The organism is Bacteroides sp. An19, from assembly GCF_002160215.1.
GTDB classification, from domain to species: Bacteria; Bacteroidota; Bacteroidia; order Bacteroidales; family Bacteroidaceae; genus Phocaeicola; species Phocaeicola intestinalis.
Genome location: NZ_NFKD01000022.1, coordinates 1 through 23,111 on the forward strand (window position 1 = coordinate 1; position 23,111 = coordinate 23,111).

Genomic DNA, 23,111 nt, shown 5'->3' on the forward strand with positions numbered 1-23,111 from the left:
ATAACCAAGATCAGGAAGAAAATTAATGCCAGACCGAGAGAAAAACTCAATTTCTTGACTCCGGCTGAGGTCTTTTTCAAAAATATTTCGTAATGTTGCACTCGCTGGTTGACTCTGCCGGCAATATATTTGTACTTTTTTTGAAGAATCCTTTGCAGATTCGGAAAAAAGTTATACCTTTGCACACGCAATCAGGAATGATGGCAAACAGGTTTGATTCGCTAGCTCAGCAGGTAGAGCACAACACTTTTAATGTTGGGGTCTTGGGTTCGAGCCCCAAGCGGATCACCAAAGAGAGGTCTTCAGAGGTGAAGACCTTTTCTTTTTAATTCGTATAATACTGCTGGCGTTCAATTAGTTACATCTTCTTTTGAGGCAGCATAAAAGGTGGTGACACCATCAAAAAAAACGAGAAAAAGCGACACACTTGGACGTAAAAAGCCCCTTTTGGACGGGTTTTGTGTTACCATAGCTGTGTTACCAATCTCACAAATGTGTTACCATTATGAGTAAGTACGTAAGATTGTTCTTCAACCGGAAGAAGAAAGCCACGGCAACAGTGGCGGGAGCTATCGAAATTGTGGTCTGTCTCCAGCGTGAACGCTGTTATTTCCATTCAGGGCATAGCGTTACCCTTGACCAATGGGAGAATGGGGTGGTGGTGAATCATCCGCGTGCCGTTGTCATCAACGAGGAAATCCAGAAAAAAGTAACCGAATTCGAGCATATCCTTATCGCCATGCAGGTGAACAAGGACGATATGACTATCGCTCAATTCAAGACCTACTTGAGTGCGGACGGCGGCAACCGCCGTAACTTTATGGCGTGGCTTAGGGAGCGTATTAATAATCGTCCGCTCCGTGAAGGTACTCGAAAGGGACATCTGACCACCTACAAAGCACTTGAACGTTTCGGCAAGTTCAAGACTTTTGATGATGTAACCCTGCAACATATCTATCAGTTTGATCTTTTCATCAGGGAAGAACAGACCTATACCACCAAAGGCAAACCAATCGTCAGAAGTCAGGCAGCCATCCACAACTACCACAAGCGGTTCAAGTCGTATGTGTCCGAAGCTTTCCGCCTTGGGCTCATCAAAGAGAACCCATACGAGCGGTTCCAAGACAAGCGTGGGGAGAAAAGTGACCGTCCTCACCTTACCGAAGCTCAACTGAAAAAGCTAATCCGTATGCGAGAGGAGAGCACGGATGCAGTAATGAACAAGTATCTTGATTTCTTCCTCTTCCAGACTTTTACAGGCATGGCATACAGCGATGCCAAATCATTTGACTACGAGCAGCACGTTGTTTCCATTGACGGTAAGGACTACATTGACGGTCACCGCATAAAGACAGGAAATGAGTTTGTCACACCTATCCTGCCCATCACACGGAAAATCTTGGAGCGTAACAACTTCAATATGGAGATAACCTCCAATCAGAAGTACAATCAATTCCTTAAAGGCATAGGCTTGGCTCTCGGCTGTCCTTTTCCTTTAACCACACATATTGCCCGCCATACATTCGCCTGTACGGTGGCTCTTGGGCAAGGAATATCCAAAGAGGTGCTGCAAATTATGATGGGGCATACCTCTATAAGGACAACCGAAATCTATGCGAAACTGCCCATGCAATATGTGTCGCAGAACATTGGAGATAGGATGTTCAGGGTTTGGAAATAAAAAATTACCGCAAGTAAGAGCTAAGGTGCTTATATCGAGAGGGGGTCGTTAAAATGACGACCCCCTCTATACACTCTAAATGTTATATGGATAGTGGGCCAAAAATGGTACAAATAAACTATAAATCAAGTATATCATCAGTTCTTTGTGAGAACTTTGCTATACTCCCCGGCATTTCGCGAATGTCTGCTTGCCTTGACATTCAAAGTAGAGTCTTGATTGGCAAAAGTCAATCACTTTATGCAAGCAAGGAAACATCTCGCCCCGATATGGAAGTCTGTGGTGTTGTTCAAGTCTTAAATACCGCAATTATAAGTAATAGCAGACAAAGGTAGTATGGCTGATGAATTGAATTTGTTAATGTTTGAGTTAGCCAGCCAAACACGAAGAAGAATTATTATTGAAAGAAACGCCTGACCATGGCTATATAGCCGTACGGTCAAGCGTTACTGAAAAAAGATTTTGTTTATAGGGTTCCGGCATTTTCCCGATATTCTTTCGGGGCGCATCCGGCTGTACTCTTGAACAGCCTGGTCAGGTGCTGGGGATATTTGAAGCCGGTTTCGTAGGCTATCTCGCTGATTGTCTTGTCTGTTTCAAGAAGAAGGTCTTTTACTTTGTCAATGACTGCTTGATGGATGCATTCAATGGCGGATTTCCCAGTCTGCATCTTTACCATGTCTCCGAAATAGTTGGCGGAGAAATGTAGCTGGTCGGCACACCATGCCACCGAAGGCAATCCCTGCTCCTCAGGTCTGTCGGAATTGAAATAATCGTTCAGCAGCGTACGGAAGCGGGTCAGCACATCACTGTTAATGACGGAACGGGTGGCGAACTGGCGGTCGTAGAAACGGAGGCAGTTGTTGAGCAGCACCTCAATATTGGAAACGATGATACTCCTGCTGTGCTTGTCAATGTCGTGCCTGAGTTCCTCTTCTATCTCACCGAAACAGTTGAATACGGTCTGCCGTTCGCGTTCTGACATGTGCAGAGCCTCATTCACTTCGTATGAGAAGAATGTATAGTCCTTCATCTTGTGGGCGAGCGATGTGCCACGTGTCAGATCAGGATGGAAAAACAAACCATAGCCCTGCGGGTGCGGCGTATATCCGCCGTCATCAATTCCTATCACCTGACCGGGTGCAATAAAGACCAGCGTGCCTGCCTCATAGTCATACTTGTTGCGTCCGTAAGTCAGCGGTCCGTATATTTCGTCTTTCAGCAGAATGGCATAAAAGCCTAAACGCATTCGGCGGTGGGGGCACTTCTCCATTTTTGAGAAATCGGCTAAACTTACCAGCGAATGCTGCGTTTCAAGTCCATGAAACTGGTTGTAATCGTCTATTGTTCTCAAGTCTAAAATGTCACTCATGATTCTTTCCTTTCAAGGAACGCAAAGATACTGAAAATATTGATTATTACTGCCGAATAATTGATTATTATGCGGTAAAAGAAGCATTTCTGTAAAACATCTATTCCTTTCTGTAATCCGTATAAGGATGAATTTCTGTGTTTGGCGTACCTTTGCACCAGCAATAGAATAAAGAAATTATATTTTAAATAAACGCAGATAAAATGGAAGAAAAAGTAATTGACATCAGAATTCCCGATAAGGAACGTGATGACGACGGTCAGCGCACCGCCCGCCTGGTATTCAAACTGAACCATACGATGCCCGGCACCGACGAGTACAATGCCGTGCTTCACGAACTGTTTCAGGACAACATTGGCGAAGGCAGCATGGTGACGGCACCGCTCACACTCGTGCTTGCGTGCCCCGTGAAGATAGGCAAAGGCGTAATGGTAATGAGCAACTGCCTGATGATGTCCGCCGGAGGCATCACTATCGACGATGACGCCATGATAGCCGCCAACGCACAGCTCATCACCAACAATCACGACCCTTACGACCGTCCACTGTTGCTCTGCAAGCCCATTCATATCTGCCGCGGCGCATGGATTGGGGCAGGCAGTACCATTTTGCCGGGCATTACGGTGGGCGAATATGCCATAGTAGGTGCAGCCAGCGTCGTAACAAAGGACGTGCCGCCTTACGCCGTTGTGGTAGGAAACCCGGCCAAAGTGGTCAAGTATTTGGACAAGGAAAAGTTTGAGAAATAAAACAGTAATAAATCGTTGGCGTGATTATTTGTGCCCGTTGCGGCAGACACTTCCGGTTTGTTACATTAAGACGGCTTATACTTACGGTTTTCACTTGCTTCCGGCAGGCTTGCAAGAGACGACCTTTTAAACTGCAAAAGACCGTCTATTAAAAGGTAAAAGACCATGTCTCGAAGACAGAAAGACCACCTTTTGAAACCGTAACCGTCGGCGTGCAGCTGACAATAATATCGCCAACTGATGAAGTAATATTAAAATAAAGAAAGGATCTTGTATGAGTTTTAAGGTTTTTATGCCCACCTTGTGGTACTTCGGACAAGGGGCATTGAATGAATTGGGCAAACAGCAGCTGCCCGGAAAGAAAGCACTGCTGGTCATATCAAACGGAAAGTCAATGCGTGCCAACGGTTATCTGGAGCGCACGGAAAACCAACTGAAATCGGCAGGTGCTGATTATGTGGTGTTCGACAAAATCGGCGCCAACCCGCTGAAGCCCGTAATCATGGAGGGTGCAGCAACGGCGCGTGAGGCACAGTGTGATTTCGTGGTAGCGTTGGGCGGAGGCAGCGTGATGGATGCGTCAAAGGCCATAGCCTTGATGGCAACCAACGACGGAGACCTGTGGGACTATGTGCAAGGCGGTACGGGTAAAGGGAAACCTATTGAAAACCATCCTCTGCCCATCGTTGCCATTACCACGACAGCCGGTACGGGTTCGGAAGTGGATTGCGGCGGTGTGGTCAACAATCCCGACACCAACGAGAAAATGGGCATTGTGTACCCTGTTCTCTTCCCGACATTGTCCATCGTCGACCCGGAACTGATGGCAACTGTTCCGCCGACATTCACGGCTTACCAGGGCTTTGACACATTGCTGCAAGCCACTGAATGCTACATTAGCCGCGCGTCCAACCTGATGTGCGACATGGTGGCCCGTGCAACCATTGAAAACGTAGGCAAATACCTCGCCCGTGCCGTAAAAGACGGGCACGACATGGAAGCCCGTGAACACGTGGCTTTTGCCAACACCATGTCAGGGTATGCCATGATGACTGGCTCATGCACCAGCGAGCATGCCATGGAACATGCGATGAGCGCCTATCATCCGGCTCTGCCGCATGGCGCCGGACTGATTATGATTTCGCGCGAATATTATACCTATTTCATCAACCACAACGTCCGTGGCGAACGGTTCATTGACATGGCGAAGATGCTTGGTAAAGAGGACGCCGGAGAACCTATGGACTTCGTGAAGGCACTCGTCGATTTGCAACGTGCCTGCGATGTGGACGGACTGAAGATGTCAGACTATGGCATACGTCCAGATGAATTTGAACAGTTTGCCAAGAACGCCCGTGAAACTACCGCCGGACTCTTCATGGCAGACCCAGTGGAAATGTCGCACGAGGACTGTGTGGAAATATACCGTAAGTCTTATAGATAAACCGTCTTCAGACAGAAATCAAAAGCATTATCCATCGTAATGCTTACGCTGTGGCACATACTTTCTTTTCCCACAGCTAAGGCGCAAAATAACAGTTTGGGTAAAATGGGAAAGGATTGCCATTTCCATTTTGCCCTATTTCTTTAAGCGACAAGACACAGCCTCCGCAAAGTAACCACATAATAAGACTGTTGTACTTCACAGTCTTAATTGTTTTCGTTCTATTTTCCAATCATACTTCCCCTTCGCCACATCGCCAACCTCTTTGAGTGTATGGCGATGTTTAATTTCGTCAAAAGGCTGTCGGCTCTCCGCATAACCACAAAGCCATGCTCCGACCGCATTTTGCTGTTCGGTTGTTTCTCCGTACTCCTGCATCACGCTTTTGATGTCGGCTGCTTCGGACGGGGCAAAGAAAGACTTGTGGCACTCCGTGCCGAAATGGATAATCGCATCAATGGCTTGCTTAAAGACTTCGCTTGCCTTGTAGAGAATGCCGGCAAGCAAATTAAGAATATCCCGACTCGCTTTCAGCGCATCCTGTAACAGGCGGATTGTCTTGTCTTTCTCCGCCGTGGCACGGCTTACGGTAAAGTCAATGCGCTGCCGCTCGCCGTCCTTTTGCTCCTGAAGCTGCCGTACCGCCTTGTCCCTTTCAATGGCAAGTGAACGGCTCTGCATCAAAGCCCTGTCCCGTTCGGTTTCTGCATTCTGTTTCTCCGTTGCAAGTACTTTTGTCCTCTTCTCAACTTCCTTGTTGACGGCATCGGGAAAGGCTTTTCTGATGCGCTCGTTCTCGGCTTTCAGCTTGGCGTTTTCCTTTTCGATTGCTGCGAATTTGCCCACCCCGACAAGGCTACTTACACTGTCCAATATGCTGTCCATTTTCGCCTTGCGCTCGTCTTTTAACTGACGTTCCTTTTCGGCAATGTCTTTGTCAAGGGATTGGCGGTATTTCTCTTTCGCCTTGTTCTCACCCTCAATGAACTGCCGTTCCGGATAACTTCGTCTGGTGTAAGATTAATAATCTTCCGCTTGTAAGATTAATAATCTTGCAGCCTGAAGATTATTAATCTTACAGCGGATGGACCTAGTTAACCTCTCTCATAATCTACGAAACTGTATGCGTAGGCATGTTTTTCGTCAACGGAATGCGTTTCCCGGTTCACCACTTTCCAGTGGGTCGTGTCGATTTCCGGAAAGAATACGTCCGCTTCTTTCTTGTCATCTTCTATTTCGGTTAGGCAAAGCCGGTCGGCGATGACCAAGGCTTCGGCATACAAGCCGGCTCCACCTATAATATATATGTCTTCTTCTTTGCAGCAATGCATCAGGGCTTCTTCCAGCGAGTGAAAGCATTCGGCACCCGGAAAGTTGTGGTCACCTTTGCTTAGTACGATGTTTCTCCGGTTGGGCAATGCCCCTTTCGGAAACGATTCGAAAGTCTTTCGTCCCATAATGATGGTGTGTCCCGTGGTCAATGCCTTGAAGCGTTTCAGGTCATTGGGCAACCAATAAAGCAATTTGTTCTCGAAACCGAGTCCCCGGTTTTTGTTGATAGCTGCGATGATGGTAATCATGGTGAGTTCTATTATACAGATACTTTTCCTGCGATATGTGGCCACGGATTGTAATCGGTCAGTTCGAAGTCTTCATATTTGAAGCCGAAGATGTCCTTTACGTCCGGGTTCAATCTCATTTTCGGGAGCGGGCGAGGCTCACGGGTCAGTTGCAGGTCTACTTGTTCCAAGTGGTTCAGGTAGATGTGCGCGTCGCCTAACGTATGGATGAACTCACCGGCTTCCAGCCCTGTCACTTGCGCCATCATTTGGAGCAGGAGGGCATACGAGGCGATGTTGAACGGTACGCCCAGGAAACAATCGGCACTGCGCTGGTACATTTGCAGGCTCAGCTTTCCGTCCGCCACGTAAAATTGGAAGAACATGTGGCAAGGCGGCAGGTTCATGTTTTTCAGGTCCGCCACGTTCCATGCGTTGACGATAATCCTCCGCGAGTCGGGATTGTGTCTGATGGTCTCTACGGCTTCCGCTATCTGGTCGATAACCCCTCCTTCGTAATCGGGCCATGAGCGCCATTGGTATCCGTAGATGTGTCCTAAGTTTCCGTCCGCGTCCGCCCATTCGTTCCAGATGCGCACGCCGTTTTCTTGCAGGTAATGCACGTTGGTGTCTCCGCTCAACATCCAAAGCAGTTCGTGGATGATGGACTTGAGATGCAGTTTCTTGGTAGTCACCAGCGGGAATCCGTCCGCAAGGTTGAAGCGCATTTGGTGTCCGAATATGCTGATGGTGCCCGTTCCCGTACGGTCATGCTTTTGCACGCCTTCGGTGCGGATGCGTCTGAGTAGGTCTAAGTATTGTTTCATTCTTGTCGTGTTTGCTTGAAATTTGGGCAAAGGTAATCAGATTCGGCCGAATGCGCAAACATTCTTTTTCAAAGATTGCCCAAAAGCTCTCGCAAACGAACATAAGTGAGAGGGCTGACTCACTTAGGTGAAATGCGCGAGTTACTTATGTGAAACGGCCGACTCACTTATGTTCGTCAAAACGCATGCTTGAATCCTCTCCGGTATTGAGGATAATCTCGCGATTTTTATTTAAATTTGCCGTTCATTATTATAATAGATGCTTATGAATCTTCCTGTCGATTTTATAACCCGGACGGGCGGCTTGCTGGGTGAAGGGCAGTTTGCCGCTTTTCGTGAAACGCTTGCCAAGGAACCTCCGGTCAGTATTCGTATGAACCGTTTGAAGACGGATGCCGTGCCTGCCGGCGGGCGTCAGGTGCCGTGGTGCGGGTCGGGTTATTACCTGGCTTCCCGTCCTACATTCACGTTCGACCCTTTGTTTCATGCCGGATGCTATTACGTGCAAGAAGCTTCCTCGATGTTTCTCGAGCAGGTCTTGACGCAATATGTACACGAGCCGGTGGTGATGCTCGACCTTTGCGCCGCTCCGGGAGGAAAGTCTACGCTGGCACGTTCGGTCTTGCCCGAAGGAAGCCTGCTGGTGGCGAATGAAGTGATGCGCAACCGGGTGCAGGTGCTGGCGGAAAATGTGACGAAGTGGGGGCATCCCGGTACGGTGGTCTTGAATAATGATCCGGCGGATTTTGTGCCGTTGGGCGAGTTGTTCGACGTTATCCTGACCGATGTGCCCTGTTCGGGCGAAGGCATGTTCCGGAAAGACCCCGTGGCGGTAGAAGAGTGGAGTGTGGAGAATGTGACGCTATGTTGGCAACGCCAGCGCCGCATTGTGCGTGATATCTGGCATTGCCTGAAGCCTGGTGGGTTGTTGGTGTACAGCACGTGTACGTACAATCGGGAGGAAAACGAGGACAATGTGGCATGGATCGCCGAGGAACTGGGGGCGGAAGTTCTTCCGGTAGAAGTGCAGCCCGGATGGAACATTTCCGGCAATTTGGTTGGAAAAGATTTCCCTGTCTATCGTTTCCTGCCTCACCGCACCGAAGGCGAGGGATTGTTTATGGCGGTCTTGCGCAAGTCGGGAGAAACGGATGCAGCCCCATGCGGCAAGCTTTATAGAGAAAGACGGGGCAAGGGAGGTAAAAGTAAGCCGTCGGTTGTACCTAAAGAGGCCAAGGCATGGGTGAAACAGGCGGATGACTATTCGTTTGTGGCCGGTCAAAACAAAATAACAGCTTTCCCGGTGGCTTATCAGGAAATATATGAACGGCTTCGTGATACAATGCATGTGGTTTATGGAGGTATTCAGGTAGCAGAAGTCAAGGGAAAAGATTTGATACCGTCTCATTCTTTGGCAATGTCTGTTTGTCATGAAGACGTATTTTCTTCTGTAGAAGTAAACTATGAACAGGCAATCGCTTATTTGCGGAAAGAATCGGTAGTTTTGCCTTCGGATATGCCTAAGGGCTATATATTAATAAGGTATAAAGGAATGGTTTTGGGATTAGTCAAGAATATAGGCAATCGGGCAAATAACCTTTATCCGCAGGAGTGGCGTATACGGAGCGGCTATTTGCCTGAACAGGTTGTCTGTGTTTTGTGATTGTTTTTTTACCACAGATTATATATTGTGATACTGATTTATTTGCCAAATATTTTTACAATAGTCCGTTAAAAAATCAACATATCGGCGATGATGTTTTTAGCTGATATGTCAAGGTCGGTAGGGAAATAAATCTTGTGCCCTCTTGATTCAGGATAATGAACACGACTCTGATGTTGTGTTTCATCGCAGAGGACTTCCGAATAATGACTCAGATGAGTGAAATTTATCTTTTGGGGTAGTGCCATATACATTTATTTCGCAGCGCTTCGTTTTGGTATGAAAGTTATGAAATCAATCCCAAGAAGAAAGTGCGTGTCTACATGGATAGGAACAATCCTTCAGACTACTATGTGGACGTGGACAGTGTTGTAGGATAAAAAGCAGGATAAAGAACAGTAACTTGGCAAAAGTTTGCATAACTGGGAAACTCTTGTTATCTTTGAATTTGAAATGATTCTAAATAACGGAAGAGATGAACGAACAGGTGTTGCATAAACTGAAGGTGCTTGCCGAGTCGGCTAAGTATGACGTGTCGTGCGCGTCGAGCGGGACGGTGCGCCGCAATACGAAGGGCGGTGTGGGCAATACCGTGGGCGGTGTGGGTATCTGCCATAGCTTTGCCGAGGACGGGAGGTGCATCTCCCTGCTGAAGATTATGCTGACCAACTATTGCATCTACGATTGTGCCTATTGCATCAACCGGGTGAGCAACGACATCCCGCGTGCCACGCTCTCGGTGACGGAACTGGTGGAATTGACCATGGAGTTTTACCGTCGCAATTATATCGAGGGGTTGTTTCTTAGCTCAGGCGTGGTGCGCAATCCCGATTATACGATGGAGCGGCTGGTGCGGGTGGCGAAAGACCTGCGGGTGAAGCACCGTTTCAACGGCTATATCCACTTGAAGAGTATTCCCTGTGCCAGTCAGGAACTGGTGCACGAGGCGGGGCTGTATGCCGACCGTATGAGCGTGAACCTGGAAATCCCTACCGAGCGGAATCTGAAGCTGCTGGCTCCGGAGAAAGACCATCGTAGCGTGTACTTGCCGATGAAGTACATTCAGCAGGGCGTGCTGGAAAGTGCGGAAGAGCGCAAGCTGCACCGCCATGCCCCGCGTTTCGTGCCGGCAGGGCAGAGCACGCAGATGATTGTGGGTGCCACCGACGAGACCGACAAGGACATCCTCAGCGTATCGTCGGCGCTCTACCGCCAGCCTACGATGAAGCGGGTTTACTATTCGGGTTATGTGGCGGTGAACACGTACGACAAACGCCTGCCCTTGCTGAAACAGCCTCCGCTGGTGCGCGAGAACCGCTTGTATCAGGCAGACTGGCTCTTGCGGTATTACCAGTTCAGGGTAGACGAACTGGTGGACGACGCTTCGCCCCACCTGGATATGGAGATTGACCCCAAGCTGGCGTGGGCGTTGAAGCATCCCGAACTGTTTCCGGTCGATATCCAGAGTGCCGACTACGAGATGTTGCTCCGCGTGCCGGGCATCGGGGTGAAGTCGGCAAAGATGATTGTGATGTCGCGCCGTTTTTCGCGCATCGGCTTCTACGAGTTGAAACAGATGGGGGCGGTGATGAAGAAAGCGCGTTTTTTCATTACGTGCCGTGAGCTTCCTGACAAGACCATCCACGAGTTGGGACCGGCGGGCGTGCGCAGGCTCTTGCTTCCCAAGCCGAAGCGGAAAGAGGACGAGAGGCAATTGACGCTGGATTTCAGGGATTAGGTGACTAGGTACCAGTTGACTAGGTACTAGGTTCTGAATAGTCTTGTTGACGCAAGCAAAACTATCTATAACCTAGTCGCCTGGTACCTAGTCAACTAGTCAACTTATAAATGCTTTTTTATTATGCTGAAAAAACTACTGAATGAACTGAAACGAAAAGACCACCAGCGCTATTTGGGCGGGTTGGATTTCTTCAAGTATATCGGTCCCGGACTGCTGGTGACCGTAGGATTTATCGATCCGGGAAACTGGGCTTCGAACTTTGCCGCGGGTTCTGATTTCGGATATACCCTGTTGTGGGTGGTTACCCTGTCTACGGTGATGCTGATAGTGTTGCAGCACAACGTGGCACACCTCGGCATCGTGACCGGCTTGTGCTTGAGCGAGGCGGCACACCGTTATGCGCCCCGCTGGATTGCCCGCCCCATATTGGGCAGTGCGGTGCTTGCCTCTATCTCTACCTCGCTTGCCGAGATATTGGGCGGAGCGATAGCCCTGCAGATGCTGGTGGGGATGCCCATTGTATGGGGCGCGTTGCTCACTACGGTGCTGGTGGTGGTGTTGCTTTTCACCAACTCATACCGGCGCATCGAGCGTGGCATCATCGGTTTTGTGTCGGTCATCGGGCTTTCTTTCCTCTACGAGTTGTTTCTGGTGGACATCGACTGGCCTCTTGCCGCCCGTTCGTGGGTGGTGCCCAGCATCCCTCAGGGCAGCCTGCTTATCATCATGAGCGTGCTGGGTGCGGTGGTGATGCCCCATAACCTCTTCCTCCACTCGGAGGTGGTGCAGAGCCGTGAGTATAATAAAGGAGACGACCGCTCCATCCGGCGGTTGCTGAAGTACGAGTTCTACGACACGCTCTTCTCGATGGGCGTGGGCTGGGCTATCAACAGTGCGATGATTCTGCTGGCGGCATCCACCTTTTTTGCCCAGGGCGTGCAGGTGGAAGAGTTGCAGCAGGCAAAATCGTTGCTCGACCCTTTGCTGGGCAATCAGGCGGGTACGATTTTCGCTTTGGCATTGCTGATGGCGGGGCTTTCATCAACGGTAACAAGCGGGATGGCGGCAGGCTCTATCTTTGCCGGGATGTTCGGCGAGCCGTATCACATTAAGGATATCCATTCGCGCTTGGGTGTGCTCCTCTCATTAGGTGTGGCGTTGCTGGTCATCTTTTTCATCAATGACCCGTTTCAGGGACTGATTATTTCGCAGATGGTGCTGAGCGTGCAGCTTCCGTTCACCGTCTTCCTGCAGGTGGGGCTTACCTCATCGCGGCGTGTGATGGGCGAGTACGCCAATTCGCGCTGGAGCACCTTCGTGCTCTACACCATCGCCGCGGTGGTTTCGGTGCTTAATCTGATGTTGTTGTTCAGTTGACAGGCGGATTTCACCACAGTGTTTTTTGAAACGCAGATTATTTTAATTTACGATTTGACAATTTACTATCTACTATTTGAGCATTAAATCGTACCTCGTAAATCGAAAAATAGTAAATCAAAATAAGAAGCTGTTTTGAATTTCTCCAAAAAGTTTTTCTTGGCTTGATGTATCCGTTTTCGTGTGTGCTTTGGGCGATTTTTTGGTCCTTTCCGCTCCTGTTCTTCGTCAGATAGCCCGCTATCTTCCTCATCACAGAAGCAAAAATGCCTCAAAAACTCATCCCAAATCATCGCACGATAAATTCAAAACAGCTTCTAATCCGCGTTAATCTGCGTTTCCCAAAATCGTTGGGAGCACTTCGGATGCCTCGGTTCAGTTGCCTACGCTCATTTTCGTGCGGTAATGGTGTCCGAGCATCAGTACTGCCACGATGAAGGCAAGAAAGTCGGACACGGGCATGCTGAGCCATACGCCGTCCAATCCGTAGGCAAGAGGCAGCAGGGCAAGTCCCGGAAGAAGGAACAGCAGCTGGCGCGAGAGGGAGAGGAAGATGGAGATTTTGGCTTTCCCGATAGACTGGAAGAACTGGGTGATGACAATCTGCGCACCCACCACGGCAAAGGCGGCTACTCCGAAGCGTACCGCTACGGTGGCTTGGCGGGTCAGCTCGTCATTGGTGGTGAACATTCCTACGAACACACGCGGAAACAGTTCGCCGATGGCAAAGCCGCAGGTGGTGATGATAACGGCGGCGGTCATTCCCAGCCTTAGTGTCTGCCGCACGCGCTGGTAATGTCCTGCCCCGTAATTGTATCCGGTGATGGGCTGCATCCCCATCGTGATACCCATTACAATCATCACAAAGAGCATCTGGATGCGGTTCAGGATGCCGAATGCGCCGATGGAGAGGTCGCCTCCGTATTTCAGCAGGCTGCTGTTGATGAAGATGGTGATGCAGCAGGCGCACACGTTCATTACGAAGGGCGACATGCCGATGCTGAACACGTTGAGGATGATTTTCTTCTTCAGCCGCAGGCGCCGTTTCTGGAACCGGATGTAGCTGGACCGGCTGCAGAAGTGGTGAAGCACCCATATCATGCCGACGAACTGCGAGAGGATGGTCGCCAGTGCGGCACCCCGCATCCCCCATTCGAGCCAGAAGATGAAGAGCGGCGCGAAGACGACGTTACACCCTACGGTGAGCATCGACGAGAGCATCGCTTTCCGCGGATAGCCCGTGGCGCGCATGATGTTGTTCAGTCCGATCATCACGTACGATACGGGCGTGCCTATCAGGATGACTTGCATAAACTGGCGTGCGTAGCCGATGGTGGCTTCGGTGGCACCGAAGAAGTATAGGATGGGGTCGAGGAAGATGAGCGAGATGCTTCCGAACACGACGGCATTGACCACGCACAGGATGGTGACATTGCCCAGGATGTCTTCGGCTCCCTGCACGTCTTTTTGCCCCAGACGGATGGATGAGAGCGTGGCGCCTCCCACGCCTACCAGTGTGCTGAAGGCTATCAGCAGGTTCATCAGCGGAAAGTTGATGGCAAGGGCGGTGATGGCAAGGGCACCCACGCCGTGGCCGATGAAAATACTGTCGATGATGTTGTACAATGAGGTCAGTGTCATGCCGATGATGGCGGGGATGGAGTATTGCCACAGCAGTTTCCCTATAGGTGCTTCTCCCAGCACGTGCGGATTGTTTGCGTTCATTTTGTGTATTCTTTCGTTAAAATTGCGGTGCAAAGTTAGGAAGATGGACGAATATTTCGGAAATTTGTGCTGTTAAATCAAACTAAATGTAAAACTGGATATGGATAAAACCAAATGTATAGCCGCTCTTTTCGATTTCGACGGGGTGGTGATGGACACCGAGCCGCAATATACCGTCTTCTGGGATGCGGTGGGGAAGAAGTATCATCCGGAGTACGAGGCTTTCGGCAAGATAATCAAGGGGCAGACCTTGAGCCAGATTTTCAGCCGTTATTTTGCCGGGATGGAGAAAGAGCAGGCGGAAATTACGGAGGATTTGAACCGCTATGAGGCAGAGATGAAGTATGAATACGTGCCGGGAGTGACCGGTTTCATGCGTGAGCTGCGTGAGCAGGGAGTGAAGACGGCGATTGTGACCAGCTCGAACGGACAGAAGATGCGGAGCGTGTATGCCGTGCATCCGGAACTGAAGGAACTGGTCGGGCGAATCCTGACGGCGGAGATGTTCACCCGCTCGAAACCAGCCCCCGACTGCTTCCTGCTGGGGGCGCAGGTGCTGGGGACGGTACCGGAGAACTGTGTGGTGTTCGAAGACTCGTTTCATGGGCTGGAAGCGGGAAATGCCGCCGGAATGGCGGTGGTAGGGCTGAGCACGACGAATCCCGCCGAGGCAATCCGTGATAAATGCCGGGTGGTTATCCCCGATTTCACCTCGTTCAGCTACGAAAAGATGAAAAGCTTGCTTAACTCGTTGAAATGATTTACTTTTGCCCGGATTTTTGTATTATCGAACGCAGAGACGCAAGGACGCAGAGGAATATGTCAGAGAAGGCAAAATGCCAATCTCTGTGCACTTTGCTCTCTCAAAAATAAAAACTTTGCGCTTTTGCGCCTCTGCGTTCCATCCTGTTTTTCACGAACCGATTTTGTTATTATAGAAAGGAGAAAGATTATGGCTGGATATTTAGTCAGTGACACTCGGAAGGTGACCACCCACCGCTTGATGGAAATGAAAGAAAGAGGTGAGAAAATTTCAATGCTGACTTCGTACGACTATACCACGGCACGCATCGTGGACGAAGCCGGGGTGGATGCGATATTGGTTGGCGACTCGGCATCGAACGTAATGGCAGGCAATGTGACGACGTTGCCCATTACGGTCGACCAGATGATTTACCATGCCCGTTCGGTCGTCCGGGGCGTGAAGCGTGCGCTGGTGGTGGTGGATATGCCGTTCGGTTCGTATCAGGCAGACCCGTTCGACGGGGTGCGCAACGCCATGCGGATGATGAAGGAGACGGGTGCCGATGCGCTGAAGCTGGAAGGCGGAGAAGAAGTGATAGAGGCTATCCGCAAGATAATCGGGGCGGGTGTCCCGGTGATGGGTCATCTGGGCCTGATGCCGCAATCCATCAACAAGTATGGTACGTATGGTGTGCGTGCCAAGGGCGATGCCGAAGCCGATAAGCTGTTGCGCGACGCGAAATTGTTGGAAGAAGCCGGCTGCTTCGGGCTGGTATTGGAAAAGATTCCGGCTGCATTGGCACAGCAGGTGACCGAATCCTTGCATATCCCCGTCATCGGCATAGGTGCCGGAGGAGCTACAGACGGTCAGGTGCTGGTGGTGGCTGATATGTTGGGCATGACCAAAGGCTTCAGCCCGAAGTTCCTGCGCCGGTATGCCGACCTGAATGCGGTGATGACCGATGCCATCGGACAATATGTGACGGATGTGAAGTCGGGCGGTTTCCCGAACGAGTCGGAACAATATTAAACAATGGACAATTGACAATTGCCCTGCGGCGATGTGAAAGAATTGTCAATTGTCATTTGTCAATTATAATAAAGGTATATGCTGTGGAATAAAAACTTTACTTTGCTTGCAGCGGCAAATGTGTTTTTTCATGCCGCCGTGTACATGCAGTTTCCTGTCCTGCACCGGTGGATGACGGATGTCTGGGGATATACAGGAGTGGAAGCGGCGTGCATGGCGGTAGTGTTCGGCTTGTCCCTGTTCATTCCGGGAGTGTTCAACAGTTATCTGGTCGATACATTCAGCCGGAAACAGGTATGCATACGGAGCATGATTGTGTTAGGTCTGGCGACGCTGGCTTATCCGTGGACCTCGGCAACATGGCAGATTGTCGCTTTGCGCGTCTTGCAGGGGAGTGCGTTCGGAATCGCTTTGATGGCTACCGGAAGCACATTGGCGATAGATGTGGCTCCCAGCCATCAGCGGGACGGAGCGAACCGGGCTTTTACATGGTCGGGCATCGCGGGCATGTTGGCGGGTGTTGTGATTGGCTTGGCGGGGATGCAGCATGTGGCTTTCACGCAGCTGGTAAGTGCTTCGGCGTGCTTGCTGGCGGTGGCTATGGTGCTAATCGGGTATGTGAAAATCAGTTTCCGCGCCCCTTTGGATTTGCCCCTGTGCTCGTCCGACCGTTTCTTGCTTTTCCGTGCGGTCCCTCCGGGCATCAATATGATGGCGGTTCCGTTGGTGATAGGCATGCTTTTTGTTTCGGTTTCCGATTTTTCCTTTTATCTTTGCACAGGGCTTGGCTTCCTGCTCTATCTGTTGGTGAGGGAGAGCGTAAGGCGGCAGGTCGACGGGCGGATTCAAGTCGGGGCGGGGCAATTGCTGATGATTGCCGGACTGATGGCATTGCATCATCCTGAGGGCGTTTACCCCCTCTATATAGGCGGATGCCTGATAGGCTTAGGCACGGGATTTTCCATCGGCCAGTTCCTCCAGATGATGATTTTGCTCCCCTTGCATTGCGAGCGCGGGACGGGTTATCACACATACCGCTTGTCGTGGGAATTGGCGTGGGCGTGCGGCATCTTCTTGGGCGTGTATCTGCAAAGCCAGGGCAAAGGCTTGTTTGGGGCGGAAATACTGATAGCCGTGGCAGGGCTTTTGCTGTATCAGGCATTCACGTACCGTTATTTCAAGAGACATTATCAGAAACATTAAAACTATAAAGAATATGGCAGACGATAAAAAAATTATCTTTTCGATGGTCGGAGTGAGCAAGTCATTCCAGAACAACAAACAGGTATTGAAAGACATCTACCTATCCTTTTTCTATGGAGCGAAAATCGGCATCATCGGTTTGAACGGAGCCGGTAAGTCTACGTTGCTGAAGATTATCGCCGGACTGGACAAGAATTATCAGGGCGAAGTGGTGTTCTCGCCGGGCTACTCGGTAGGCTATCTGGCGCAGGAACCTTATTTGGACGATACGAAAACGGTGAAGGAAGTCGTGATGGAAGGCGTGCAGGCAACCGTAGACGCGCTTGCCGAATACGAGGAAATCAACCAGAAGTTCGGCTTGCCCGAGTATTACGAGGACCCCGAGAAAATGGATGCCCTCTTTGCCCGTCAGGCGGAACTGCAGGACATCATCGACTCTACCGACGCGTGGAACCTCGACTCCAAGCTGGAGCGCGCGATGGACGCCTTGCGCTGCCCGCCCGAAGACCAGCCGGTGAAGAACCTTTCGGGAGGCGAACGCCGCCGGGTGGCGCTGTGCCGCCTGCTGCTCCAGAAGCCCGACATCCTCTTGCTGGACGAACCTACCAACCACCTGGATGCCGAAAGCATCGACTGGCTGGAACAACACCTCCAGCAATACGAAGGAACGGTGATTGCCGTGACGCACGACCGCTATTTCCTCGACCACGTGGCAGGCTGGATTCTGGAGCTGGACCGTGGCGAAGGTATCCCCTGGAAAGGAAACTATTCCAGCTGGCTGGAGCAGAAGACCAAGCGCATGGAGATGGAAGAGAAAGTGGCAAGCAAGCGCCGCAAGACCCTGGAACGCGAGTTGGAATGGGTGCGCATGGCGCCCAAGGCACGTCAGGCGAAAGGCAAGGCACGTCTCAACTCGTACGACAAGTTATTGAACGAAGACGTGAAGGAGAAAGAAGAAAAGCTCGAAATCTTCATCCCGAACGGTCCCCGTCTGGGAAATAAGGTAATCGAGGCGAAACACGTGGCAAAAGCTTACGGCGACAAGCTGCTCTTCGACGACCTCAACTTCATGCTTCCCCCCAACGGCATTGTGGGCGTCATCGGTCCCAACGGTGCCGGAAAAACCACCCTGTTCCGCCTGATTATGGGCATTGAGAAGCCCGACAAAGGCGACTTCGAAGTGGGCGAAACCGTAAAGGTTGCCTACGTGGACCAGCAGCACAAAGACATCGACCCGAACAAGACCGTATACCAGGTTATCAGCGGAGGCAACGACTTGCTCCGCATGGGCAACCGCGACGTGAACGCCCGTGCCTACCTGAGCCGGTTCAATTTCTCGGGTGCCGACCAGGAAAAGCTCTGCGGCATGCTTTCGGGAGGCGAGCGCAACCGCCTGCACCTCGCCATGGCGCTGAAGGAAGAAGGCAACGTATTGCTCCTGGACGAGCCTACCAACGACATCGACGTCAACACCCTGCGTGCGCTGGAAGAAGGTTTGGAAGACTTTGCCGGATGTGCCGTAGTAATCAGCCACGACCGCTGGTTCCTCGACCGTATCTGCACCCACATTCTGGCGTTTGAAGGAAACAGCGAGGTGTTCTTCTTCGAAGGCTCGTACACCGAATACGAGGAAAACAAGATGAAGCGCATGGGCAATGTAGAGCCGAAGCGCGTGCGTTACCGGAAACTGATGGAAGACTGATTTAAATGAAGAATGAAGAATTAAGAATGAAGAAACAGCATTCTTCATTCAAAAAAGATTCTTCATTTCTCATTCTTAATAATGAATATCCGCATTTTACCTAATTGACTGTAGGGGCGTATCGCATACGCCCTGAAGGCATCCGCGTGGATAAGTGGACGCATTCGGGCGTATGCGATACGCCCCTACATGGGATGTTTGCGGATATTCAAATTCTTAATTCTTCATTTAATAAGATGTTGACTATATACCTCGCCCGCCACGGGCAGACAGAAGAAAACCTGAGCCGGATATTCCAAGGGCATTTGCCCGGACACCTCACCGAAGAAGGGAAGCGGCAGGCCATAGCCTTGGGAAAGGCCTTGGAAAACATTCCGTTGGATGCCATTGTCAGCAGCGACCTGCAACGGGTGGCAGATACGGTACGCCTTGCGGTAGGCAGCCGGGATTTGCCCTGGGAAAAGAATGCCCTGTTCCGCGAAGTGGACTGGGGGAGCTGGACGGGGATGTCGATAAACAGTGTCGACCGTTCCTGTTTCCCGAAAGACGCCGAAACCCCCGCCATGCTTTACGCACGCGCAGGCAAGTGCATCGACTATCTGAAGCAGCATTGCGAGGGCAAGTCGGTGCTGGTGGTTGCCCACGGGCAGATAAACCGGAACATCATTGCGCAGGCTCGGGGGATTCCCCTCGGCCGCCTGAAGGAAATACCGCTGATGAAGAACGGGACAACAATTCAATTAATAATTAACAATTAATAATTAATTGAATATCCGCATTTCACTCAATTGACTGTAGGGGCGTATCGCATACGCCCGAATGCGTCCACTTATCCACGCGGATGCCTTCAGGGCGTATGCGATACGCCCCTACATGGGATGTTTGCGGATATTCATATTGTTAATTATTAATTATGTACCAGCGTGCCGATATTTTCACCGGCAACGACCTTCTTCAGGTTGCCCACGGTATCCATGTCGAAGACGATGATGGGCAGGTTGTTTTCCTTGCACATGCAGGTGGCGGTGAGGTCCATCACCTTCAGCCCGCGTGCCAGCACTTCGTCGTACGTGATATCGTCAAACTTCTTGGCGGTCGGGTCTTTTTCGGGGTCGGCGGTATAGATGCCGTCTACGCGCGTGCCTTTCAGCATCACGTCGGCTTCTATTTCGATGCCTCTCAGCGATGAACCCGTGTCGGTGGTAAAGAACGGGTTTCCCGTGCCGGCGGACATGATGGCCACTTCACCGTTCTCCATGGCTTCGATGGCTTTCCATTTGGTGTAAAACTCGCCTATCGGCTCCATGCGGATAGCCGTCAGCACCCGTGCCTTCACCCCGTTTGCCGTCAATGCCGAGCTTAGCCCCAAGCTGTTGATTACCGTGGCGAGCATCCCCATCTGGTCGCCTTTCACGCGGTCGAATCCCTTTCCGGCACCGCTCAGCCCGCGGAAAATGTTCCCTCCGCCGATAACGATGCCTATCTGCACGCCCATGTCGTGTATTTCCTTAATCTGCAAGGCATATTCTCCCAGGCGTTTCTCGTCTATGCCGTATTTCTTTTCTCCCATCAGGCTTTCGCCGCTTAACTTTAACAAGATACGTTTAAATTTTGCCATATTCAGAATCTTTTTTGTTTGCAGGCAAAGGTAACAAGAATTTACGGGAATACACAAAAAACGTCGCGGCATTTTCAGCATGCGGCGACGTCAGAAAGAGAGAGAGAATCTGTTTGTTTATGTCTAGTTAGTCTTTGTTGATGCTTTTGATGACTTCCGAAGCTATTTTGGAGGAACTTTTACGGCTGGCTTTGCTGAGTTTGGCTCCCTTTTCCAAATTCATGCATGTGAAATAGTTGTTCCCTTTGGTCACTTCATGCTGATTGCGGTCGTAAAGTGAATAACTTACAAAGTGGAACAGGGTGCGCAGGGGGGTGTCTTGCCATTTCAAGTAATGTTTATTAAGGAAAAGCACATAGTCGGCATCCGCTTCGTTAAGTATTTTGCTGAATTCTTCTTTGTTTACATTACTTAAGTCAGCATAGGTGTCTTCATTTTCTCCGTTGACTTTAACTTCGGTCACAAGAGTATTCACATCAGGAAGATTTTCTGATGAGACGAACGTATATTTTTTGTCTTTGTTTGCCTGAATGATGTTATTGGTAATAATACGGTTGTAAGTGTCACCGATGCTGTCTTGAGGAATGCCGGTTTCTTCTGTTATCATAGGAGCTGGAAAATAGTTAGAACCCACATTGTCTAGTCCAACTACCAGTACTTTTACTTGCATGTCTTTGGTCTTGTTTTCTTTGTTGCTGTCTTCTGCATTTGCAGTTGTAATGAAAGTCATGGCAGCCAAGCCTAAAATGATGTTTTTAATCAGAGTTGTTTTCATTTCTTTCTTCCTTTTTTATTTGACATTGCAAAAATAGGGTGGTCGTGTTACATCCTTGTTTCTACATTGTGATAATCTTGTTAAATGCTTTACTTGTAGCGCTGCTTTGCGGTGTCTTGCTTAGAAGAAACTGTTTTGAATTTTATCGTAGGCTGATTGGGGATAAGTTTTAAATACGTCCTTATGATATAAAATACGACCCTCCTGCAGATGTTTTCGTGCAGAAGGGTCGCTTTACTTGTTGTCGTGTATTTGTCCGTTATTCTACGGCTGGCATGTCTAATCCACTGTTGTAATCGGTTTCTCTTGACGGAAGAACCCATTTCCAGAATGAAGAGTTGGGGTCTGCTCCATAAGTACCGGCGATAGATGCATGGAAATTACCTCCTTCGGTAATGCCTTTGCGCTCAACGGGGCGTCCCCAACGCTTGCAGTCGAACCAGCTGTGACCTTCCCCCCAAAGTTCGAGACGGCGGTACAGGATGATTTCGTTCCACAAATCTTCTCCTGTTTTCGTGCAGGTATATTCAGGGTCACGGCCACTGGTTTGATTCAATTCAATCAAATCGTTTTGTGCACTTGTAATATCCCCTGTCTGATAGGCAGCTTCTGCCTCAATCAACAACATTTCAGAAGAACGGATAAATGGAATGCATCCAATACCCGGCATACCAAGTGCGGCAAATTTCAAAGCACCGTATGGTTCAATGGTTTGTGCCGGAGTGTAAGTGCAAACACTGGCTGCATAGTTATTCGCTTTTTCTGCAGCAGCCACTCCTGCTTCCGTTTCTACATTGAAACTGCCATAAGTCGTTTCTATGACATCTTCTACTTTTTGCCCTTCCGACAGGAAAGTGCCTGAATGCAAGAACAATCCTTTACGTATATCCGAATCAGGAATGGCATCAATCAACTCACGGCTTGCCGCAATATTATAGCCAACTGATGCATAATATCCATTGTATGCCATTGTTGTTTGGAAACTCCAATAGTATAATGTCTCGGCTGCATCGTTGTAAGAACCCCAAATCCATTCGGACGTCGGATTGCAGAAGCCGGTTCGGTAATCGGCATTCGACATTAATGCATAACCATTCCGGGCCAATTGGGCCATTTCACTTGCCTTGCTATAATCCTCCCGATTCAGGGCAGCACGAGCGTATACGCCATAAGCCACATTCAGATTCGGAAAACATACGGCACTGCTGCTGTATACAGTGCTACGGTCTAAACCGGATGCCTGAAACAGTGAGATGGCTTCGTCAAGATCCTTGTAAATCTGTTCATAGGTCTGAGCTAAGGTAGACAACGGCATGTCACCTGTAGATTCATCCAAACGTAAAACTATACCGTCTGTAGCACCGTTGTTGCTATTCGCCCAACTGTTGCAATAGAACTGTACTACTTGTGAAAAGGCAAATGCGCGGAATGTCAATGCTGAAGCTTTCAGAAACTGAAGCTCTGCCTCATCTCCTTCGGCGATATCTACATTGGCAAGAATCGTATTAGCGTTTCCTACTATGGTATAGTAATAATACCAAGGGTACGAATCATAAATGGATGTATTGCTGTCATTCATCGTTCCATTCATCATCGGAGCCCATCCCGGAGCAAATACAGGGAAATAGAAATCCTCACCCATATATTCGGCGTACATCATCATGATGGTACCTTCGCCATTAAAACCCTGGCCATAATATGCATGCTGCATGGTCATCAGTTTGCAGATACCGTTGATGGCTTGCTTCATATTGTCTGCATTACCGTTCACTTCCCCAGCAGAAGCTGAACCAGTAGGCACCGTGTCCAGCCAGCTGTCACTACAGGAGCTGAACGCCAAGGCAGCACCCAGCAATCCCATTGTCATGTATTTTGTGATAGAATGTCTCATATATTTATAT

20 protein-coding genes, 1 tRNA gene and 1 pseudogene are annotated in these 23,111 nt (G+C 49.9%); 12 read left to right on the forward strand and 10 right to left on the reverse strand.

Annotated elements, in window-relative coordinates; translation table 11 throughout:
• The first annotated feature begins 215 nt into the window (after positions 1–215).
• A tRNA-Lys gene (locus B5F25_RS10070) sits at positions 216–291 on the forward strand.
• Positions 292–505: 214 nt separating this feature from the next.
• Positions 506–1,681, forward strand: coding sequence for a site-specific integrase (locus B5F25_RS10075; protein ID WP_087249356.1), 1,176 nt, complete (start codon positions 506–508; stop codon positions 1,679–1,681).
• 466 nt (positions 1,682–2,147) lie between these two features.
• On the opposite strand, the gene B5F25_RS10080 is transcribed toward B5F25_RS10075, so the two are convergent.
• The gene (locus tag B5F25_RS10080) at positions 2,148–3,053 is read right to left on the reverse strand and encodes a helix-turn-helix domain-containing protein (RefSeq protein ID WP_087249358.1); all 906 of its coding nucleotides are present in this window, start codon (positions 3,051–3,053) and stop codon (positions 2,148–2,150) included.
• Positions 3,054–3,256: 203 nt separating this feature from the next.
• Here B5F25_RS10080 and B5F25_RS10085 point away from each other — a divergent pair, with 203 nt between their 5' ends.
• Entirely contained in the window at positions 3,257–3,802 is a 546-nt protein-coding gene (locus B5F25_RS10085) for a DapH/DapD/GlmU-related protein (RefSeq protein ID WP_087249360.1), read from the forward strand.
• Positions 3,803–4,076: 274 nt separating this feature from the next.
• Entirely contained in the window at positions 4,077–5,246 is a 1,170-nt protein-coding gene (locus B5F25_RS10090) for an iron-containing alcohol dehydrogenase (RefSeq protein ID WP_087249362.1), read from the forward strand.
• Positions 5,247–5,444: 198 nt separating this feature from the next.
• Here the strand turns inward: B5F25_RS10090 and B5F25_RS10095 are convergent.
• From B5F25_RS10095 to B5F25_RS10105, 3 genes and pseudogenes are all read right to left on the reverse strand, one after another.
• Positions 5,445–6,242: pseudogene (locus B5F25_RS10095) on the reverse strand (mobilization protein); the annotation flags it as partial.
• A 98-nt stretch (positions 6,243–6,340) separates the two neighbouring features.
• On the reverse strand, positions 6,341–6,826 hold the full coding sequence (locus tag B5F25_RS10100) for a dihydrofolate reductase (protein ID WP_087249364.1): 486 nt from the start codon (positions 6,824–6,826) through the stop codon (positions 6,341–6,343).
• 11 nt (positions 6,827–6,837) lie between these two features.
• Positions 6,838–7,632 (reverse strand): thymidylate synthase, encoded by a 795-nt coding sequence (locus tag B5F25_RS10105; protein WP_013617267.1) that lies wholly within the window; start codon positions 7,630–7,632, stop codon positions 6,838–6,840.
• Positions 7,633–7,897: 265 nt separating this feature from the next.
• Here B5F25_RS10105 and B5F25_RS10110 point away from each other — a divergent pair, with 265 nt between their 5' ends.
• Positions 7,898–9,295 (forward strand): rRNA cytosine-C5-methyltransferase, encoded by a 1,398-nt coding sequence (locus tag B5F25_RS10110; protein ID WP_087249408.1) that lies wholly within the window; start codon positions 7,898–7,900, stop codon positions 9,293–9,295.
• Positions 9,296–9,363: 68 nt separating this feature from the next.
• Here B5F25_RS10110 and B5F25_RS21695 read toward each other — a convergent pair whose 3' ends face one another.
• A complete protein-coding gene (locus B5F25_RS21695) occupies positions 9,364–9,543 on the reverse strand; it encodes a hypothetical protein (protein ID WP_162614394.1) in 180 nt (59 codons plus the stop codon).
• 227 nt (positions 9,544–9,770) lie between these two features.
• Between B5F25_RS21695 and B5F25_RS10115 the strand changes: the two genes are divergently transcribed.
• Complete coding sequence (locus B5F25_RS10115; protein WP_087249366.1) at positions 9,771–11,033, forward strand: putative DNA modification/repair radical SAM protein; 1,263 nt, start codon at positions 9,771–9,773, stop codon at positions 11,031–11,033.
• Positions 11,034–11,159: 126 nt separating this feature from the next.
• Positions 11,160–12,413, forward strand: coding sequence for an Nramp family divalent metal transporter (locus B5F25_RS10120; RefSeq protein WP_087249410.1), 1,254 nt, complete (start codon positions 11,160–11,162; stop codon positions 12,411–12,413).
• Between the two features lie 83 nt (positions 12,414–12,496).
• Here the strand turns inward: B5F25_RS10120 and B5F25_RS10125 are convergent, their stop codons facing one another.
• Together B5F25_RS10125 and B5F25_RS10130 are read right to left on the reverse strand one after the other, a co-directional pair.
• The gene (locus tag B5F25_RS10125; RefSeq protein ID WP_158098051.1) at positions 12,497–12,706 is read right to left on the reverse strand and encodes a hypothetical protein; all 210 of its coding nucleotides are present in this window, start codon (positions 12,704–12,706) and stop codon (positions 12,497–12,499) included.
• 82 nt (positions 12,707–12,788) lie between these two features.
• Positions 12,789–14,138, reverse strand: a complete 1,350-nt coding sequence (locus tag B5F25_RS10130; protein ID WP_013617412.1) for an MATE family efflux transporter — start codon at positions 14,136–14,138, stop codon at positions 12,789–12,791.
• A 100-nt stretch (positions 14,139–14,238) separates the two neighbouring features.
• Between B5F25_RS10130 and B5F25_RS10135 the strand changes: the two genes are divergently transcribed.
• The 5 genes from B5F25_RS10135 (at position 14,239) to B5F25_RS10155 (ending at position 19,575) form a co-directional block, all read left to right on the forward strand.
• Positions 14,239–14,898 (forward strand): HAD family phosphatase, encoded by a 660-nt coding sequence (locus tag B5F25_RS10135; RefSeq protein WP_022039833.1) that lies wholly within the window; start codon positions 14,239–14,241, stop codon positions 14,896–14,898.
• Positions 14,899–15,090: 192 nt separating this feature from the next.
• On the forward strand, positions 15,091–15,912 hold the full coding sequence (gene panB, locus B5F25_RS10140) for a 3-methyl-2-oxobutanoate hydroxymethyltransferase (protein ID WP_013617409.1): 822 nt from the start codon (positions 15,091–15,093) through the stop codon (positions 15,910–15,912).
• A 78-nt stretch (positions 15,913–15,990) separates the two neighbouring features.
• The gene (locus B5F25_RS10145; protein ID WP_087208731.1) at positions 15,991–17,115 is read left to right on the forward strand and encodes an MFS transporter; all 1,125 of its coding nucleotides are present in this window, start codon (positions 15,991–15,993) and stop codon (positions 17,113–17,115) included.
• A 13-nt stretch (positions 17,116–17,128) separates the two neighbouring features.
• The gene (gene ettA / locus B5F25_RS10150) at positions 17,129–18,817 is read left to right on the forward strand and encodes an energy-dependent translational throttle protein EttA (RefSeq protein WP_087208733.1); all 1,689 of its coding nucleotides are present in this window, start codon (positions 17,129–17,131) and stop codon (positions 18,815–18,817) included.
• A gap of 236 nt (positions 18,818–19,053) precedes the next feature.
• Complete coding sequence (locus tag B5F25_RS10155; protein ID WP_087249368.1) at positions 19,054–19,575, forward strand: histidine phosphatase family protein; 522 nt, start codon at positions 19,054–19,056, stop codon at positions 19,573–19,575.
• A 149-nt stretch (positions 19,576–19,724) separates the two neighbouring features.
• Here B5F25_RS10155 and pyrH read toward each other — a convergent pair whose 3' ends face one another.
• From pyrH to B5F25_RS10170, 3 genes are all read right to left on the reverse strand, one after another.
• Positions 19,725–20,435 (reverse strand): UMP kinase, encoded by a 711-nt coding sequence (gene pyrH, locus B5F25_RS10160; RefSeq protein ID WP_013617405.1) that lies wholly within the window; start codon positions 20,433–20,435, stop codon positions 19,725–19,727.
• A gap of 127 nt (positions 20,436–20,562) precedes the next feature.
• A complete protein-coding gene (locus B5F25_RS10165) occupies positions 20,563–21,210 on the reverse strand; it encodes a hypothetical protein (protein WP_087208737.1) in 648 nt (215 codons plus the stop codon).
• Positions 21,211–21,469: 259 nt separating this feature from the next.
• The gene (locus tag B5F25_RS10170) at positions 21,470–23,101 is read right to left on the reverse strand and encodes a RagB/SusD family nutrient uptake outer membrane protein (RefSeq protein ID WP_087249370.1); all 1,632 of its coding nucleotides are present in this window, start codon (positions 23,099–23,101) and stop codon (positions 21,470–21,472) included.
• Positions 23,102–23,111: the final 10 nt, after the last annotated feature.

What these genes read in the sequence shown, in the direction of transcription:
- B5F25_RS10075 (WP_087249356.1), top strand. Translation starts at nt 506, where the DNA reads ATGAGTAAGTACGTAAGATTGTTCTTCAACCGGAAGAAGAAAGCCACG.
- B5F25_RS10080 (WP_087249358.1), bottom strand. Translation starts at nt 3,053, where the DNA reads ATGAGTGACATTTTAGACTTGAGAACAATAGACGATTACAACCAGTTT.
- B5F25_RS10085 (WP_087249360.1), top strand. Translation starts at nt 3,257, where the DNA reads ATGGAAGAAAAAGTAATTGACATCAGAATTCCCGATAAGGAACGTGAT.
- B5F25_RS10090 (WP_087249362.1), top strand. Translation starts at nt 4,077, where the DNA reads ATGAGTTTTAAGGTTTTTATGCCCACCTTGTGGTACTTCGGACAAGGG.
- B5F25_RS10100 (WP_087249364.1), bottom strand. Translation starts at nt 6,826, where the DNA reads ATGATTACCATCATCGCAGCTATCAACAAAAACCGGGGACTCGGTTTC.
- B5F25_RS10105 (WP_013617267.1), bottom strand. Translation starts at nt 7,632, where the DNA reads ATGAAACAATACTTAGACCTACTCAGACGCATCCGCACCGAAGGCGTG.
- B5F25_RS10110 (WP_087249408.1), top strand. Translation starts at nt 7,898, where the DNA reads ATGAATCTTCCTGTCGATTTTATAACCCGGACGGGCGGCTTGCTGGGT.
- B5F25_RS21695 (WP_162614394.1), bottom strand. Translation starts at nt 9,543, where the DNA reads ATGGCACTACCCCAAAAGATAAATTTCACTCATCTGAGTCATTATTCG.
- B5F25_RS10115 (WP_087249366.1), top strand. Translation starts at nt 9,771, where the DNA reads ATGAACGAACAGGTGTTGCATAAACTGAAGGTGCTTGCCGAGTCGGCT.
- B5F25_RS10125 (WP_158098051.1), bottom strand. Translation starts at nt 12,706, where the DNA reads ATGATTTGGGATGAGTTTTTGAGGCATTTTTGCTTCTGTGATGAGGAA.
- B5F25_RS10130 (WP_013617412.1), bottom strand. Translation starts at nt 14,138, where the DNA reads ATGAACGCAAACAATCCGCACGTGCTGGGAGAAGCACCTATAGGGAAA.
- B5F25_RS10135 (WP_022039833.1), top strand. Translation starts at nt 14,239, where the DNA reads ATGGATAAAACCAAATGTATAGCCGCTCTTTTCGATTTCGACGGGGTG.
- panB (WP_013617409.1), top strand. Translation starts at nt 15,091, where the DNA reads ATGGCTGGATATTTAGTCAGTGACACTCGGAAGGTGACCACCCACCGC.
- B5F25_RS10145 (WP_087208731.1), top strand. Translation starts at nt 15,991, where the DNA reads ATGCTGTGGAATAAAAACTTTACTTTGCTTGCAGCGGCAAATGTGTTT.
- ettA (WP_087208733.1), top strand. Translation starts at nt 17,129, where the DNA reads ATGGCAGACGATAAAAAAATTATCTTTTCGATGGTCGGAGTGAGCAAG.
- B5F25_RS10155 (WP_087249368.1), top strand. Translation starts at nt 19,054, where the DNA reads ATGTTGACTATATACCTCGCCCGCCACGGGCAGACAGAAGAAAACCTG.
- pyrH (WP_013617405.1), bottom strand. Translation starts at nt 20,435, where the DNA reads ATGGCAAAATTTAAACGTATCTTGTTAAAGTTAAGCGGCGAAAGCCTG.
- B5F25_RS10165 (WP_087208737.1), bottom strand. Translation starts at nt 21,210, where the DNA reads ATGAAAACAACTCTGATTAAAAACATCATTTTAGGCTTGGCTGCCATG.
- B5F25_RS10170 (WP_087249370.1), bottom strand. Translation starts at nt 23,101, where the DNA reads ATGAGACATTCTATCACAAAATACATGACAATGGGATTGCTGGGTGCT.